The organism is Hyalangium minutum, assembly GCF_000737315.1.
GTDB lineage: Bacteria > Myxococcota > Myxococcia > Myxococcales > Myxococcaceae > Hyalangium > Hyalangium minutum.
This window is the reverse complement of sequence record NZ_JMCB01000023.1, coordinates 44,734-61,348: the sequence shown is the minus strand read 5'-3', so window position 1 is coordinate 61,348 and position 16,615 is coordinate 44,734. Positions and strand designations below refer to the sequence as shown.

The following is a 16,615-nucleotide window of genomic DNA, read 5'->3' as shown; positions in this document are numbered from 1 at the left end:
CCCACCGTGGCCGAATCCCGCAAGATGCTCGCCTTCACGCCCCGCGAGGTGGTGAGCGAGCTGGACCGCTACATCGTTGGGCAGAACGCCGCCAAGCGCGCCGTGGCCATCGCCCTGCGCAACCGCTGGCGCCGTCAGCGCGTCTCCGAGGAGCTGCGCGAGGAGATCCACCCGAAGAACATCATCATGATCGGGCCCACTGGCGTGGGGAAGACGGAGATCGCCCGGCGGCTGGCGAAGCTGGCCCAGGCTCCCTTCGTCAAGGTGGAGGCCTCCAAGTTCACCGAAGTGGGGTACGTGGGCCGCGACGTCGAGTCCATGATTCGCGATTTGGTGGAGGCCGCCATCGCCCTGGTGCGCGAGGAGGAGACGGAGAAGGTGAAGCCCCGCGCCTTGGAGCTGGCCGAGGACCGGCTCGTGGAGCTGCTCCACGGCAATGCGCCCAAGCCGTCTTCCTCGCCGCCGTTCGGCTTCCAGCCTCCCGCGCCCCCGCCGCCCTCGCGCCTGGGGGAATCCGAGCGCGAGAAGCTCCGCGCCCAGCTGCGCACCGGCACGCTCGATGACCAGTACGTGGAGCTCGAGACGTCCGACAGCAACCCCATGTTCCTGCGCAACTTCACCGGGCACGGCATGGAGGAGGTGGGCGTCAACCTGCAGGATCTCTTCAAGAACATGCCGGGGATGAACCGCACCAAGCGCCGCAAGGTGCGCGTGCCCGAGGCGCTCCTGCTGCTCCAGCAGGAGGAGGCGGGCAAGCTGGTGGACAACGACCGGGTGACGCGCGACGCGCTGGTCCGCGCCGAGTCCAGCGGCATCATCTTCATCGACGAGATCGACAAGATCGCCAGCCGCGAGGGCGGCAAGGGCCAAGGCCCGGACGTCTCCCGCGAGGGCGTTCAGCGCGACATCCTCCCCATCGTCGAGGGCTCCACCGTCAACACCAAGTACGGCCAGGTGAAGACGGACCACATGCTCTTCATCGCCGCGGGCGCCTTCCACGTCTCCAAGCCGAGCGATCTCATCCCCGAGCTCCAGGGCCGCTTCCCCATCCGCGTGGAGCTGGAGCCGCTGAGCGGGCAGGATCTGGTCCGCATCCTCCGCGAGCCGAAGAACTCGCTCATCCGCCAGTACACCGCGCTGATGTCCACCGAGGGCGTGGAGCTGGACTTCACCGAGGACTCGGTGGCGGAGATCGCCCGGATTGCCCAGGTGGCCAACGAGCGCACGCAGAACATTGGCGCGCGGCGGCTCCACACCGTCCTGGAGCGCTTGCTGGACGAGGTGTCTTTCTCAGCCAGTGAGATGGGCCCCAAGCGCCTGTCCATCGATGCCGCCTATGTGCGCGAGCGTCTGGGCTCCATCATCCAGGACGAGGATCTCTCCCGGTATATCCTGTAGCCTTGCCGCTCTTCAGAGAGGAACCCGCCGTGCCTACGCCTACCGCTTCCACGGGCTCCACCCAGCCGGAGCCGACCCCCGCATCGCCTCGCAGCCAGAACGACCTCTGGATGGAGAAGGCCAAGGCCCACCTGCTGCAGAACTACAAGCAGCAGCCCATCACCCTGGTGCGCGGCAAGGGCACGCGTCTGTGGGACGCGGATGGCAAGGAGTACCTGGACCTGCTCGGAGGTATCGCCACGTGCGCCCTGGGCCACTGTCACCCCGAGGTGGTCGCCGCCGCCAAGGCCCAGCTGGACACCCTCTGGCACGTGTCCAACGTGTACTACTCGGAGCCCTCCATCGATCTGGCCGCGCAGCTCACCGCGCTCAGCGGCCTGCCGCGCGCCTTCTTCTGTAACTCGGGCGCCGAGGCCAACGAGGCCCTCATCAAGCTGTCCCGCAAGGTGATGAAGGATCGCGGCAGCCCCGAGCGCTTCGAGATCATCACCTTCGAGAACTCGTTCCACGGCCGCACCCTGGCCACCGTCACCGCCACGGGGCAGCCGAAGTACCAGAAGGGCTTCGAGCCGCTGCCGGCCGGCTTCGTCCACGTGCCCTACGGGGACCTGGAGGCCGTACGCAAGGCGGTGGGTCCCAGCACCGCCGCCATCCTCGTGGAGCCCATCCAGGGCGAGGGTGGGGTGCGCGTGGCGCCTCCGGGCTTCCTCAAGGCCCTGCGTGAGCTGTGTGACGAGCGCGGCATGCTGCTGCTCGTGGACGAGGTGCAGACGGGCATCGGCCGCACCGGCAAGCCCTTCGCCTTTCAGCACGACGGCATCCTCCCGGACGCGATCAGCCTGGCCAAGGCGCTCGGCAACGGCCTGCCCATTGGCGCCATGCTCTGCTCCGAGGAGACGTCCAAGAGCCTCACCTCCGGTACGCACGGCTCCACCTTCGGTGGCAACCTGGTGTCCGCCACCGCTGCCAATGTGGTGCTGCGCTACATCCGCGATCCGCAGATGCTCCGGGAGGTGCAGGAGAAGGGTGAGTACTTCATCTCCCGGGGCCGCGAGCTCCAGGCCCGCCTGCCGACGATCATCAAGGACGTGCGCGGCCGGGGCCTGCTCATGGGCATTGAGCTGAACCAGGACGCCGCTCCGGTCATCGCGCGCTGCCGGGAGCAGGGTCTGCTGGTGAACTCGGCCGGGGAGAAGACCGTCCGCTTCGCGCCTGCGTACATCGTCACCCGCGAGGAGTTGGACGAGGGGCTCCGCATCCTCGAGCGCGTCCTCACCCCCGCCTGAGGCCTGTCCATGCCTGAGTTGGTGGATCTCGATCCCGCGCGCCAGCAGGAGATCATCGATCTAGAGAAGGCCCAGGAGGGTAAGGACTACTTTGCCCTGTTGGGGCTCGACCCTGGCGCGCCCATTGAAGACGTGAAGCAGGCGTTCGTGGACTTCGCGCTGCGCTACCACCCGGACCGCTACGCGGGCATGAACCTGGGCAGCTTCCGGGCGCGCATCGAGCGCATCTTCCGGCGTGTCCTCGAGGCGCACACCGTCCTCTCCAATCCGGAGAAGCGCGAGGCCTACCTCCGCACCCACCCGAAGCTCCGGACCGCGCCCGCACCCGTCTCGGCCGTACCGGACGAGCCGCTGCCCGGAGATGAGGAGCGCCGCTCCGAGCGCCAGGAGCGGCTCTCGCGCCACCCCTACCTGGCCCGCACCCACCGCCTCACCGAGCTCATGGCACGCAGCAAGGCCTCCATCGCCAAGGGGGACTTCGAGCAGGCTTACGCGGCCCTCAACCAGGTGGTGAGCCTGGACCCGAAGAACCGCGAGGCCTCTGCCCTGCTGGCGGACGTCCGCAAGAAGCACGACGAGCAGCGCGCCAAGCAGGAGATGCAGCGTGGGCTCGACCTGGAGAAGCAGCAGGACCTGCCCAAGGCCATGGAGAGCTTCAGGAAGGCCTCCTCGCTGGATCCGCACAACGCGGAGGCGGCCTTCCGCGCCGCCAAGCTGGCCAAGGCGCTGGGGATGGACTGGAACGAGGTTCGTATCCACGCCCAGCGCGCCGTGGACATGGCGCCGGACACGGTGGCTTACCGGCTCCTGTTGGTCCACGTCTTCTTGGAGGGCAAGGCCGGGAACATGGCCAAGCGTCACCTCGAGGCCGTGCTGAAGCTGGATCCGAAGAACGTCGAGGCCACCGCGCTGCTGCGCAAGTCCCGCTGGCCCTTCTGAGCATCCCTCAAAAGAAGAGGGGCGGCCCGGAGGCCGCCCCTCAGTCAGCTACACGGTTCCGCCCGGACTAGGCGCGGAGCGTGAAGCGGCGGCGGGACAGGAACAGACCCGCCAGGGCCGCGAGCAGCATGGCGCCACCGGAGCTGTTACCGGTGCTGGCGCAGCCACCCTCGGACTTCGCCGGGGTGATCTCCACCTGCACTTCCTTCGTGGACGAGGCACCGTGCGAGTCGGTGACCGTGACCTTGAAGGTGAGGGTGGTGTTGCTCTTCACGTCTGGCGCCGTGAAGGTGACGCTCGGCTCCTTGTCGGAGGAGAGCGACACCGTCTCACCCGCCGTCTGCTCCCACTTGTAGGTCAGCTTGTCGCCGTCCGCATCGCTGGAGAGCGACGCGTCCAGCGTCACGGACTGCTTGCCCTCGCCGCCGGCGAGCTTGCGGGCGTCGGCCACGGGAGCCTTGTTGACGTTGACCACCTTGATGGAGACCGAGACCACGTCCGACTTGGCGCCGTCCGCGTCAGTGACCACCAGATTGAACGACAGCGTCGTGTCCGAGGAGACCTGCGGAGCGGTGAACGTGGGCTTGGAGGTGTTGCTCCCCTCCAACTGCACGGCCGGACCACCGGTCTGCACCCAGGTGTAGGTCAGCGCGTCCTCATCCGGATCCGTGCTCTCGCTCGCATCCAGAGTGACCGCCGTGCCCTCGTTCGTCTCGGCGGCGGTCGAGGCCTTGGCCTCCGGGCGGCGGTTGAACTTCTTCACGGTGATGGAGACGGTGTCCGTGGCGCTCTGGCCGTTGGCGGTGATCGTGAGCTTGAAGACCAGCACGATCTCCTCCTTGGTGTTCGGAGCGGTGAAGGACGGCGTGGCCGTGCCCGCACCCTCGAGGGTGACGGAGGGGCCGCTCTCCTGGGTCCACGCGTAGGTGAGCGCGTCGTTCTCCGGATCGCTGCCGAAGCCCTGGAGCGTGACCGTATCGCGGGACACCACGGAGCGGTCCGCGCCGGCGTTGGCCACCGGGGCGCCATCCTCGCGAGCGTTGACGGTGATGGAGACGGTGTCCGTGGCGCTCTGGCCGTTGGCGGTGACGGTGAGCTTGAACACCAGGGTGGCGCTCGTGCTCGTGTTCGGAGCGGTGAAGGACGGAGTGGCCGTGTCCGCGCCCGTGAGGGTGACGGAGGAGCCGCTCTCCTGAGTCCACGCGTAGGTGAGCGCGTCGTTCTCCGGGTCGCTGCCGAAGCCCTGGAGCGTGACGCTGTTACCGGCGTTCACGGTCCGGTCCGCACCGGCATTGGCCGTGGGAGCGCGGTTCGCGCTGACGGTGACGGTGACGGTGTCCGTGGCGCTCAGGCCATTGGCGGTGATGGTGAGCTTGAACACCAGGCTGGTACCGCTGCTCGTGTTCGGAGCGGTGAAGGAAGGAGTAGCGGTGTTCGCACCCGTGAGGGTGACGGAGGGGCCGCTCTCCTGGGTCCACGCGTAGGCGACCGAGTCGTTCTCCGGGTCGCTGCCGAAGCCCTGGAGCGTGACGCTGTCCGCGGAGTTCACGGTCCGGTCCGCGCCGGCGTTGGCCACCGGAGCCCCGTCCGCGCGCACCGTCACCGTCACGTCATCCGAGGCGCTCAGGCCGTTGGCGGTGACGGTGAGGGTGAAGTGCAGCACCGTCTCGATCTTCACGTCCGGAGAGGTGAAGGTGGCCGTGGCGGTGTTCGCGCCGGTGAGGACGACCTGGGCCAGATCCGCACCAGCCTGGGTCCACTGGTAGGTGATCGCGTCATCCTCCGGATCCGAGGCGCTGCCGTACAGCGTCACCGACGAGCGGCCGTTGGCGAGCTGGTCCACGCCGGCGTTGACGGCGGGGGCCTTGTCCGGGCGGACAGTGATCGCCACCTCGTCGGTGGCGGACTGCCCGTTGGCGCTCACGGTGAGGGTGAAGTGCAGCGTCGTCGCCGTCTTCACATCCGGAGAGGTGAAGGTGGCGGTGGTGGTGTCCGCGCCGGCCAGGGTGACCTGAACCGCGTCGCTGGCGTTCTGGGTCCAGGCGTAGCTGAGGTCGTCCCCGTCCTCATCCGCGCCGCTGCCGGACAGGGTGACGGCCGTGCGGCCATCCACCGTCTGGTCCGCGCCCGCGTTCGCGCTGGGCGCGCGATCCACGTTGGTCACCGTCACGGTGAAGGTGGCCGCGGTGCTGTTCACGTAGCCATCGTTCACCACGAGCGAGAACTGGTACGCGGTGTCCGCGGTCACTTCGGGGGTGCGGAAGGACAGCGTGGGGCTGGTCAGGTCGGCGATGTTCAGGGGCTCACCGCCCGTCTGGCTCCACTGGTAGGTGAGAGGCTCGCCATCCACATCCGACGAGGTGCTGCCATCCAGCGTGATGGTGTCCTGGCTGCGCTCGGCCACCGTGGCCGGGCCGGTGATCAGGGCCACCGGCGCGCGGTTGCTGTTGACGACGCCGATCTGCACCTGCTTCGGGAGGCTCGAGTCCGTGCCGTCGCTGACGACGAGCTGGAACGTGAACAGGGTGTCCAACTCCACGTCCGCGGTGAAGGAGGGCGTGGCGGAGGTCGGGTTGTTGATCGTCACGGCCGGGCCCGACACCTGCGTCCACGCGTAGGTGAGCGCCTGTCCGTCCGGATCGAAGCTGCCGGTGCCGTTCAGGGAGATGGTCGCGAGGTTGCCCGAGGCATCACGCTCGGTCACCGTGCGGTTCAGGCCCGCGTCGGCCACCGGGCGGCGGTTGCACGTGTTCCCGTCGCTGGTCTCGGTGACCAGAGCGCCGAACGGCGTGCTGCTCACGTTGGTGAGCGCCACATCGTCCAGGTCGAAGCCGTACGCGCCGGCCTCGCTGTCGGTGCCGATGCGGAAGCGGAAGCGGAAGCTCCCCCCGGCGAGGATGGTGCCCATGTTGACGCCGCCACTCGTCCAGCCCGGGAAGGCCGCGTTGGTGCCCACGAAAGCCGGGCGATCCGACAGCGGGTTGTCACCAATCGCCAGGTACGCGGCGTAGCCCGGGTTCCGGCCGAGATCGTTGAAGCTGTCGTACCAGTTGATACCGTCGTCGGTCCACTCGAGCACCACGCCGTCATAGAACGGAGCCGCCAGGCCCGAGCCACCCGGAGTTCCCTCCAGGGACATGCGGTACCTGTACGTGAGGATGAAGTTGCCCGTCGCGTTCACGGTGAACCACGGCGAGGTGACGAGCGTGTCCGACAGGACGCCGTGATCCGCCACGTGGAGGTAGCGGTTGGGCGTGCCAGAGACCACTTCCGTCGCGATGCCGAAGCCCGGCAGGCGGCCGTAGTTGGTGTACGTCCAGGCGGACAGCGAGCTCTCGAAGGTGTCCGAGACGGAGTTGTTCAGCACCTCGTCGTAGTGGACGCGGGCGTTGTAGCTGGCCGTCCTCGAGGCGGCGGGCAGCGAGGGCTCGTTGAAGGCGATGCTCAGGCCGGCGCGGGGCGCGGTGCCCGTGACGGAGTTCAGGCGGACCTGAATCGTGCGAGTGGCGGTGCCGTTGCGCGGCAGCGACGGGAAGATCAGCGTGTTGCCGCTGGGGAACTGGATCGTCGCGGTGGCGCCGCTGGCGGTCACCGTGCCGCTGAAGGAGCTCAGCACCGTGTCGCCGCTGTTGCGCACCGTCACGGTCAGCAGGCCGACCTCACCCACGTCCAGCACGCCGTCCGCGTCGCAGGCGGTGGCGGAGTCATCCAGGCGGATGCTGGTGACCTCGAGGTTGCTACCCGCGGAGAAGCTCTCCACCACACCCACGTGGTCCACCGAGTTGCGGTCGCCGGACTTGGCGCCGAAGCCCGCGCCGCGCTTGGCGAAGGCCGCGGCGAACCGGGCGTAGTCCGCGGGATCCGAGGCCGCCGCCACGGCCAGCACCGCGTCGCGCGCCTCCAGCAGCGTCGGGGCGATGGGGGTCGCCTTGTAGGCGGCCACCAGGTACTGCTTCATGCGGCTCTGCGCCTCCTGGAACGGGTAGGCGTTGAGCAGCGACGCGTAGCACTCCCACAGCATCGTCGCCCACACCTCGCCGGCGTTGTGGACCTCGGAGTTACCCGCGCCCGTGACGACACCCTGGATGGGGTGGTTGGTGGGCAGCGCGTTGCCGTTGGCGAAGTGCTTGTAGGTCAGCCCGTTCTTGTTCAGGTCCGTCGAGTACGGGACGCGGCGGATACCGAAGTAGTTGCCGTTGTTGGCGCCACCGCTCGAGGTGTAGCCGGCCATGGCGTACACGCCCTGGAACTGGCTGTTGCCCGCACGGTTGCGGTCCGCCTCCTGCACCACCATGAGCATGGCGTGGAAGTCGCCCCAGCCCTCGCCCAGGGAGCGGCCCGCGTTGTTGATGAGGCCGTTGGAGTTACCCACGAGGCGGTTGCTGATGTAGTGGCCCCACTCGTGCGCCACGATGGCGTTGTCGATGGTGCCGTCGCGGTCCAGATCCGCCGTCTTCGTCATCCTCACCGAGATGGTGGAGCCGTTGGTGCGGACCTCGTTCTTCCAGGCGTTGGCCGTCTCCAGGGTGATGGACATCGTCGGGACGGTGACGAGGGGGTTCGTGCCACCCAGGCCGGGGGCCGCCTGGTTGGCGGCGTTGTTGGCGATGAGCACCGCCACGGCGCCCGCGGTCTGCGCGTTCTGCGCCTTCACGTTGAAGTCACAGGTGCCACGATCGATCACCGCCACCTTGCCGGTGAACGTTCCGGCGGGGAACGCAGTGCAGCCGAGCGTCGTGCCTGCCGGATCGAGGATCTTCACATCGCCCGTCTGGTCGAAGATCGTCGGGCCGAACGAGGCGCTGCCCGCGTCCTGGTAGCCCGCCTGGCTGGCCGGACCCAGCACCTGCAGGGCCGGCACGCCGTCGAAGATGTACATCTGCATGCGGGGCCGCGCACCGTCGGACGGGGTGGACATGTTGGCGTTGTTGCGGCCGCCGTAGTCCTGGGCCTCGGCCTTGATGCTGTCGTTCTCGAGACCGCCGCGCCCGAAGTTCTGGGCCTGCGCGTTACCCGCGGCCTCATCGAAGCCGGAGTCGTAGAACCAGTCGTGCAGGAAGTTGTTCAGGTAGAACAGGTGGACGGTGGCCGCCTTGCGCTGGTTGATGCTGAAGGCCGGCGACTTCGTCACGTCATACGTGTAGTCGAACACACCCGGCGCGGTGGTGCCCGGACGCAGGTCCGTCTCGGGCTGGTAGCCGTCCGGCGCGCCCAGGTCCACGTAGGCGTCCGCGTTGTTGCCCGTGGTCTGCGTGGCCCCGTTGGGCAGCCACGCGTCATTGCGGCTGAACGGGACGTTCTGCAGGGTGAGCACGTTGGCCGGGATGTACGGCGCCTGGTAGCGGTCCGGAGTGCCCGTGGGGTGCGGGGTGGGATCGTTGCCCATGGGGCCGTCGTACGGGATGTACGTCGAGGGGTCCGCCCACACGCGGTAGGTGAACGCGGCGTCTGCGGTCAGGTTGTTGCGGAACAGCACCGTGCCGTCCGTGGCGGACACGACGTAGGAGTAGTACTCCGAGTCCTTGGTGCTCTTGGTGCCGACGCTGAGCTCCAGGTAGTACGCGGGCTGCAGGCCGTCCGGCAGGGTGTAGTAGACCTTCTTGACGCGGATGGGGGTGCCCATCGCGTGCGGCAGCACGGTGCTGACGCCCGGCTCGAAGGCCAGGTGCGTGAAGTCCGCCTGGGTGCCAGTGGCCACCAGCGAGCGGCCGCTGATGGCGGTGCCCGTCAGATCCTTGAAGGCGCGCGCGCTGGCGTCCGCGGCGCTCAGCGGGAAGTCCGTGCCCACGCTGCGCAGGCGCGCGGCCACCGCCTCATGCGGGGTGAGGTAGCCGGTGATGGCGACCAGGTTGTTCTTGCGGTCCATCACCACGTTGACGCCGCTGCGGAACACCTCGATGCCGCCGACCTTCTGGCCAAAGCGGGCGATGAGGGGGCCGAACTCCGTCTGGTGCACGGAGTTGAGGGTGGCGCCAGAGATGTCCTCCGTCGTCAGCCGGTACAGGTCCGCGAACTTCTGCAGGTGCGCACGCGCGGCCTGATCCGGGCGAAGCGTGGCCAGGGTGCTGGCGCTCTGCGCGCCGAGCTGCTCATTCCACAGGACCGTCGGCAGGCCGAGCCGCTCCTCCATCAGCTCTACGCGGGCTCCGCGAGCCTGGAGCTGCTGCTCGGTGGCGGGCAGGCCTTTGGCCTCCGGGCTTGCGAGGAACGCGTCATAGTTGACGCGGTCCTTGGCCCAGGCGCTGGTCCCCGTGAGGGGCACCAGCAACAGACTGGTCAACAGCTTTTCCTTCAAGCGCATGCGTCTTCCTTCTGGGACTGCTCTGGGGGTTACTGCGAACATCTACGGCGCGAAATGAGGGCACTCGCCGCGGCGGCGAGGGCTCTCAGGGTTATGAGGCGGAGCGGGGACAGCTCCGCGGGAGTTGCGAAGCGGTCAGGGCGAGATGGCGTGAGGGGGGAGCGATGAAAGCAGCGGCGCTGCGCGGCAGGGGCCTCTGAGCCCAGCTGTCAACGGTTTCCACCAAGCGCTGTGCTCCCCGACATGAACTTCAGGCTGTCAGTGTTGACTGCCCAGAGTTCGCATGGGGGCGCATGCTAACCAGGAGACGGAAAAGATGAAAAGGGCCCCCAACAACTTTTAAGGGAGCCCGTCAAGTCCTGAAATGAGGTGTTCAGGGCTTAGTTCGTAATTCGAGACAAGAGAGCTTCACCCCTCGTGCGGGTTCACATGGAGAGGGCGTGCCGAGTCAGTTCACGAGGAAGTTGAAAGCATAGGTTCCCGGGCCGGTGGCGCTCGCGGGCGGCGTGAGGATGACGAAGATGCTGCCGGAGACGGGCAGGGTGAAGACGAGCTCGGTGCCCTGGGACGCGGCGAGCGGCTGGCGGAGGTTGGAGCCCGCGAAGACCGTGGCAGCGGGGACCATGCGCGGGGCGGAGGACGAGCCGGGATCGAAGAGGAGGCGGTAGGTGCGGCCCGCGGTGCCCTCGAAGCGGAACCAGTCCTCGTCGCGGGAGTACTCGAAGCTGCCGAACGTGCTGCGAGGGCTGGAGGTGCTGAGCGGATCCGCGGTGATGGCGGTGGCCACGTCCGGGGCGTTGCCGTGGTCCTCCTCGCCCAGGGACGTGAAGGAGAGGGTGTAGCCGCCGGTGCCCACGGAGGGATCCACGGGCGAGTGGCTCACGCGGGCGTAGTAGATAGACGCGGTGTTGGCCCGGAAGAAGAAGTCGGTGCGGCCCGCGGTCTCGCCGGCGTCGAGCCACACGCCGCCCTGGTCAAACACATCCACCCGGGGCATCAGCGCGCCGCCGTCGACTCGCACGCTGATGGAGTAGAGCTCCCGGGCCGAGGCGCTGAACTGGAAGAAGTCATAGTCACCCGCGGGCTCGATGGACTGCGAGAGCGAGACATTCTTGCTGGCAATCGGGCGGGCGCGGACCTGGCAGTCATCCGGCTCGGCGGCGTCTCCGAAGTGCTCGGGGCAGTTGCTAGCGCTCGCGGCCTCGCAGACGCCATTGGGGCGGGAGATGAAGCCCGTGTCACACAGGCAGCGGGCCTCGCCCGCCTCTTCGACGCAGACGCCGCGGTTGGCTTGGCTGCAGGGGTTGGGATCGCACGGGGACTCGTCGGTGCTGTTGACGACGCAGCCGGCACCCTGGAGCGCCGCGACGAGGAGGACGAGGAGGGGGAGGGCGCGGTTCATGGCTGGCGGGAGGGACGGGGAGCGGGCGAGCTATCTTCACTGCCGGAGCTGGGTGCATGGTCGAGCGGATCCTCCACCTCGAGGTTCTCGCGGCGCTTGCGGTACTGCTCGCGCACGTAGGCGACGAGCTGATCCAGGTATGAGGCCAGGGGCGGGCAGCGGATGCCGGTGCCGTCCAGCAGCTCCAGGGTGTTGTGGCAGTTGTAGATGGCCAGGTGGTTGACGTAGCTGATGGCGGCGCGCTGGGGCCGGGCCAGCTTCTCCAGCACGGGCAGGCGCAGCATGACGTCCGCGGCGCGCGAGGGCAGGGTGAAGCGCGGCAGCTTCCGGTTGGACTTCTCGGCAATGAGCTCGTAGACGCGGCGGGCGCTCATGGGGTTGGGGTCCACGAGGTGGAAGGTGCGGCCCACGCCTCGCGGATCCCGCGAGATGTGCCACACGGCGGACACCACGTAGTCCACGGGCACCACGTTAAGGGGCGCCACGCCGTTACCGGGCAGGGGCAGCGGCACCACCATGGGCGACGTCACCAGCAGGATGCCCAGGTAGTAGGGGCCCTCGAAGCGATCGATCTCTCCCGTGCGCGAGTCGCCCACCACCGAGCACGGCCGGAAGACGGTGACGGGCAGGCTGGCGGCGGCGCGCTGGACGAGCTTCTCCGCTTGGAACTTGGACTCCTCGTAGGGGTTGCGGAAGCTCTGGCCCCGGTCGAGCTCGTCCTCGGCGATGACGCCCAGCCTGTCGCCGGAGACGTAGCAGGTGGAGAAGTAGTTGAAGCGTCGCAGGTGCTGGCAGTCGCGCGCCAGCTCCAGCATGTTGCGCGTGCCGTCCACGTTCACCCGCCACGCCGTCTCCTTGGGCGCGCTCAGGGTGGAGATGGCGGCCAGGTGGAAGATGTCCGTCACCTTCTCGCACAGGCGCTGGTACTCCTCGCCGGACAGGCCCAGGTGCATGTCCACCGCGTCGCCGGTGAGCAGCTCCAGCTTCGCGCCCTCGAGCTTGGCCGCATGCTTCTGCGCGTCCTTGAGCATCTTGGGCTGCACCAGGGCGTAGATGTGGCCCTGGGGATCCTCGCGCGCGATGTGCTCCACCAGCCGCTTCCCGATGAACCCGGGGTAGCCGGTGACGAAGTACGTTCCAGGTCCGGTGCGCTCCGCCTTCTTCCGCTTCTCGCTCATGGGCGGCGCAGCATACCCGGCACTCAGCCGCGCGCGAGCATGGCCTGCCACACCTGCTCTACCTGGGCCCTCGTGGAAGCCAGATCTCCCGAGTTGTCCACGATCCAGGTGGCGTACCGCCGCTTGTCATCCAGGGGCAGCTGGGCAGCCAGGCGAGCCTCCGCCGCCGCCTCGTCCAGTCCGTCCCGGCTCATCAGCCGGGCCTTCTGTACGTCGCGCGGCACCCAGACCAGCACCACGCCGTCCATGTTCGTGTGCAGCCCCGTCTCGATGAGCAGGGGCACGTCATAAAGGATGCGCTCCACGCCCTGCTCGGCCAGGGCCTGTACCTTGTGCAGGAACGCCTCGCGGACCAGGGGGTGGACGATGGCGTTGAGGGCAGCGCGCTCGGTGGCGTCCCCGAAGACGCGCGTGCCGAGCTTCGCTCGATCCAGGCGGCCATCCGGGCCCAGTACGCCGGGGAAGCGGGCGGCCACGGCGGCCAGGCCGGGGGTGCCAGGCTCCACGACTTCGCGGGCGATGACGTCCGCGTCCAGCACGTGAGCCCCCAGCTCCCGGAACATCCGGCTCACGGTGCTCTTGCCGGAGGCGATGCCTCCGGTCAGGCCATACAGGGCCACGGCGGGCCTACTTGGCGGCTTTCAGCGTGGTGAAGATGAACGAGTGCACCGTCTTGCCGTCCTCGTTGAAGAAGATGGCCAGGCCCAGCTTGGGGTAGAGGAAGTAGGTGCGGAACTCCTCGGTCATCTTCTTCAGGTAGCAGGGGTTGGCGGGCGCGGGGCCGCTAGGGCAGGCCGGGCCGTAGCTGTTCTCGATGGTCTCCTTTTCGATGATGGGACCGGGGAACACGTCGATGCGCTCGACGATCTTGGTGGCGGTGTCCACCTTGAACTGGGCCTGGGTGGTGCCCTTGATGGCCTCCTTGCCGAAGTAGGCAATGGTCTCCTTGTCGTTGTTGGTGACGACGCGGGAGGGCTCATTGAACTTCTGAATCACGTCCTCCCGCTTGGAGACACCGGGCTCGATGCCTTGCCACGGCTTGGCGGCAGCAGGGAGGGTGGCGAGGAGCAGGGCAACGACAGCGAGGGTACGCATCAAGGTTCTCCTAACCTGGTCGAGCGGACGGCCTGACTAACGGATCCCCGGGGCAGGGCTCAAGGTTCCTCATATAGAACGCTGTCTGGCCGCTTGCATTCAAGATGCCTTGCCCCGCCAGGGGGGCTCTGCTAGTTCCGCCCTCGATGCGCACATCCGGCTTCTGGCTCCTGCCCGTGATTCTCGCCGTGTCCGCTGTGGCGGGGGCGGCCGACTTCGTGGGTCCGGAGAGCTGCAAGGGCTGCCACCCCGCAGCCTACACCGCCTGGCAGCAGTCCAAGCATGCCCGCGCCCTGGATTCCCTGTCCGACACCCAGAAGAAGGACGCGCGGTGTTTGTCCTGCCACGCCCCGGACCAGTCCCAGGGCGTGGCCAACGTCTCCTGCGAGACGTGCCACGGCGGCGGCCAGAACTACGCTCCCGCTTACGTGATGAAGGACCCGGAGCTGGCCCGGCTGGTAGGCCTGGTGGACCCCTCCGAGAAGCAGTGCCGCACCTGCCACGATGCCTCCTCGCCCTCCCTGCGGCCGTTCAACTTCGTGGAGTCGCTCAAGGCCATCGACCATTGGTCCGCCGAGCGCGCCAAGAAGTCCGCCCGCGCGGAGACCACCTCGCCCCCGCCGGCGAAGAAGTAGCCTCGTGATCAAGCTCATCGACGCCCGCTTCGTCATCACTGCCGTGGAGCCCAAGGGCTACCCGACTGGCCATGCCGCCGAGGTGGCCTTCGTGGGCCGCTCCAACGTGGGCAAGTCCTCCATGATCAACGCCCTGACGGGGCGCAAGAAGCTGGTGCGCGTCTCCAACACGCCGGGGCGCACGCGCACGCTCAACTTCTTCGACGTGGAGCTGGAGCGCAAGGGCGTGCGCCACGTGGTGCGGCTGGCGGATCTGCCGGGCTACGGCTTCGCCAAGGCCAGCAAGGCCGAGCGCGCCCAGTGGGAGACGATGATCACCACCTACCTGGAGAAGCGGCACCACCTGGAGGCCGTGGTGAGCATCGTCGACGCCGAAATCGGCCCCACGCCCGAGGATCACCTCACGCTCGACTACTTGCAGGACAAGGGGCGGCGAGTCCTGGTGGTGGCCACGAAGATCGACCGCATTCCCAAGGCGCGCCGCAAGCCTCGGATCCAGGCGCTCGCGCAGGAGCTGAAGCTCCCGCTGGAGGCCGTGCTGCCGTTCTCTTCCACGGAGAAGCTCGGGGTCGAGGAAGTGTGGGAGTCGCTGCTCGGGGTATTTGGTAAGGCAACCCGAGTTTGAAAGGTAGGGACACGCCGTGTCCGAGAACGGCAAGGGAAATGGCAAGGATGCGCAGCTGGCTCGCCAGCAGCTGCGCCAGCAGTTGTCCCAGCTTCCTCCTCGCAAGCGGATGGAGGCCCTGGTGGAGGCCTCGGATGCCCGGGCGCTGGTGCGCTCGATGCCCCCGGGGGAGCTGTACACGACGATCCAAGAAGTCGGGCTGGCGGACGCCACCGAGCTCGTCCAGTTGGCCTCGCCCCAGCAGTTCCAGGCCTTCGTGGATCTGGCGGGCTGGAAGCGCGACCGGATTGATCCCCACGTGCTGCTCACCTGGCTGCGCGCCGCGCGAGGGGACGAGCCCGAGGAGTTCCTCCGCAAGTTGCACGGCATGGACCTCGAGCTGCTCGAGTACATGCTGCGCGAGTTCACCGTGGTGCACGACCTGGAGGAGAACCCGGACGTCAACCCGGAGGGCGTGACGATGGAGACGCCCGAGGGCCGCTACCTCATCGAACTGAAGGTGGAGGGGGTGGAGCAGGCCGCAATGCAGGCCATCCTCCGGGATCTGATCGCGGAGAACCCCTTCGAGTCCGTCCGGCTGATGGAGGCCACGCGCTGGGAGGTTGCCAGCGAGCTGGAGGAGGCGGGTCATCGCTTCCGGGCGGCGCGGCTGCTGGACCTGGGCTTCCCGAGCCTGGAAGACGCGATGCGCCTCTTCAGCCGCGTGGAGCTCGGGCCCACGCTGGCTCGGAGCGCGCAGACGGCGCTCGCGCCCACCCAGGGGCGCGTGGACTACCTGGACGCTGCCCTGAGAGACCTGACCGAGGTGGAGCGCGAGAACCTCGAGGACGAGCTGCGTGGGGTCTCCAACGCCGCCCTGGTGGCCGAGCTGGCGGACCCGGGAGACCTGGAGGCCGTGCGCAGGGTGGGGGAGATGGTTCGCGACTACCTCTCGCTGGGGCTCGAGCACCTCACGGGAGGTGAGCCGGCGCGGGCGTCCGAGCTGGTTCGGGACACGCCCCTGCAGCGCGTCTTCCAGGTGGGCTTCTCGCTGACCCTGGCGCTGAAGTTCCGCGCGGACCGGCTGATGAAGGCGCCGCTGGCCAGGCTGGACGACACGGCGCTGCTGATGCCCGAAGAGGCTGCGGCGATCGAGGCCCTGCGCCTCAAGCGTCCCCGCCGAGCGCTGCGTGTCCAGGGCGCTGAGCCCGTGCCGTTCCGCTCCTTGAGGGAGATCGCCGCGAGCGAGGCGCTCCTGGCCCGCGCCGAGCAGCAGGTGACGATGTTCCGCGGGCTGCTCGGAGGCGCGGAGGCGTCGGCGCGCGAGGTGCTGGCCCGGTTCGGTGTGGCCCTGGGCGTGCTGGGCCCGGAGCGCCTTTTCACCGCTGCGGTCGCCATGGCCGTGCTGGAGGGCCGGGCGGATCCTCGGCCCGTGCCGCTGGGCCGCACCGTGGAGGTGTGCGAGAGGCTCTTCGAGGGCACGGTCCATGCGCCCCGGCTTCGCTCCAGCGCCTCCGAGCGGGCCCGGGCGGGGCTGGAGCCTGCGGTGGCCGCCGAGGCCCAGCCGGAGCTGCGCCGGCTGGTGGAACTCACCCTGGAGCGGCTGCTGGGGGAACTGGCCTTGCCCTACCTTCAGGAGGGCCGGGTGAATCCCACTCTTTCCGTGATCCTTCCGATGGAGGGCAATCCGACGCCGTAATTCTTTCAGGCTCGCTCCTCCCCCCCAGGCTTGGGGTCCACTGCAAGGTATTGGATCCACAGGGGTTTGGCTGGCGAA

11 protein-coding genes are annotated in these 16,615 nt (G+C 68.3%); 6 read left to right on the top strand and 5 right to left on the bottom strand.

The genetic code is table 11. The annotated features are described in order from the left end of the window. Positions 1-6 precede the first annotated feature (6 nt). From hslU to DB31_RS38825, 3 genes are read left to right on the top strand one after another with little or no spacing between them, the layout of a single operon-like run. Positions 7-1,398 carry an ATP-dependent protease ATPase subunit HslU gene (gene hslU / locus DB31_RS38835; protein WP_044197797.1) on the top strand — a complete coding sequence of 464 codons (1,392 nt, stop codon included), beginning with the start codon at positions 7-9 and terminating at the stop codon, positions 1,396-1,398. A gap of 29 nt (positions 1,399-1,427) precedes the next feature. Next, on the top strand, positions 1,428-2,684 hold the full coding sequence (locus DB31_RS38830) for an acetylornithine transaminase (protein ID WP_044198013.1): 1,257 nt from the start codon (positions 1,428-1,430) through the stop codon (positions 2,682-2,684). A 9-nt stretch (positions 2,685-2,693) separates the two neighbouring features. Then, positions 2,694-3,623, top strand: coding sequence for a J domain-containing protein (locus DB31_RS38825; protein ID WP_044197794.1), 930 nt, complete (start codon positions 2,694-2,696; stop codon positions 3,621-3,623). A gap of 67 nt (positions 3,624-3,690) precedes the next feature. On the opposite strand, the gene DB31_RS38820 is transcribed toward DB31_RS38825, so the two are convergent. The 5 genes from DB31_RS38820 to DB31_RS38800 form a co-directional block, all read right to left on the bottom strand. Then, positions 3,691-9,924: a myxosortase-dependent M36 family metallopeptidase gene (locus tag DB31_RS38820; RefSeq protein ID WP_044197793.1), complete on the bottom strand. Its 6,234-nt coding sequence runs from the start codon at positions 9,922-9,924 to the stop codon at positions 3,691-3,693. A 448-nt stretch (positions 9,925-10,372) separates the two neighbouring features. Beyond that, a complete protein-coding gene (locus DB31_RS38815) occupies positions 10,373-11,326 on the bottom strand; it encodes a hypothetical protein (protein ID WP_044197790.1) in 954 nt (317 codons plus the stop codon). Next, entirely contained in the window at positions 11,323-12,504 is a 1,182-nt protein-coding gene (locus tag DB31_RS38810) for an SDR family oxidoreductase (protein WP_052420610.1), read from the bottom strand. Before DB31_RS38810 ends, DB31_RS38815 begins: the two co-directional genes overlap by 4 nt. A gap of 23 nt (positions 12,505-12,527) precedes the next feature. Beyond that, positions 12,528-13,124: a dephospho-CoA kinase gene (gene coaE / locus DB31_RS38805; protein WP_044197788.1), complete on the bottom strand. Its 597-nt coding sequence runs from the start codon at positions 13,122-13,124 to the stop codon at positions 12,528-12,530. A 7-nt stretch (positions 13,125-13,131) separates the two neighbouring features. After that, positions 13,132-13,599 (bottom strand): hypothetical protein, encoded by a 468-nt coding sequence (locus DB31_RS38800; RefSeq protein ID WP_044197786.1) that lies wholly within the window; start codon positions 13,597-13,599, stop codon positions 13,132-13,134. Positions 13,600-13,745: 146 nt separating this feature from the next. On the opposite strand from DB31_RS38800, the gene DB31_RS38795 reads away from it, so the two are divergent. Genes DB31_RS38795 through DB31_RS38785 form a run of 3 tightly spaced genes read left to right on the top strand, consistent with a single transcriptional unit; the run spans position 13,746 to position 16,537 of the window. Beyond that, positions 13,746-14,234 (top strand): multiheme c-type cytochrome, encoded by a 489-nt coding sequence (locus DB31_RS38795; RefSeq protein ID WP_044197784.1) that lies wholly within the window; start codon positions 13,746-13,748, stop codon positions 14,232-14,234. Positions 14,235-14,238: 4 nt separating this feature from the next. Continuing rightward, on the top strand, positions 14,239-14,859 hold the full coding sequence (gene yihA / locus DB31_RS38790) for a ribosome biogenesis GTP-binding protein YihA/YsxC (RefSeq protein ID WP_044197783.1): 621 nt from the start codon (positions 14,239-14,241) through the stop codon (positions 14,857-14,859). A gap of 16 nt (positions 14,860-14,875) precedes the next feature. After that, a complete protein-coding gene (locus DB31_RS38785; protein ID WP_044197780.1) occupies positions 14,876-16,537 on the top strand; it encodes a DUF6178 family protein in 1,662 nt (553 codons plus the stop codon). Positions 16,538-16,615: the final 78 nt, after the last annotated feature.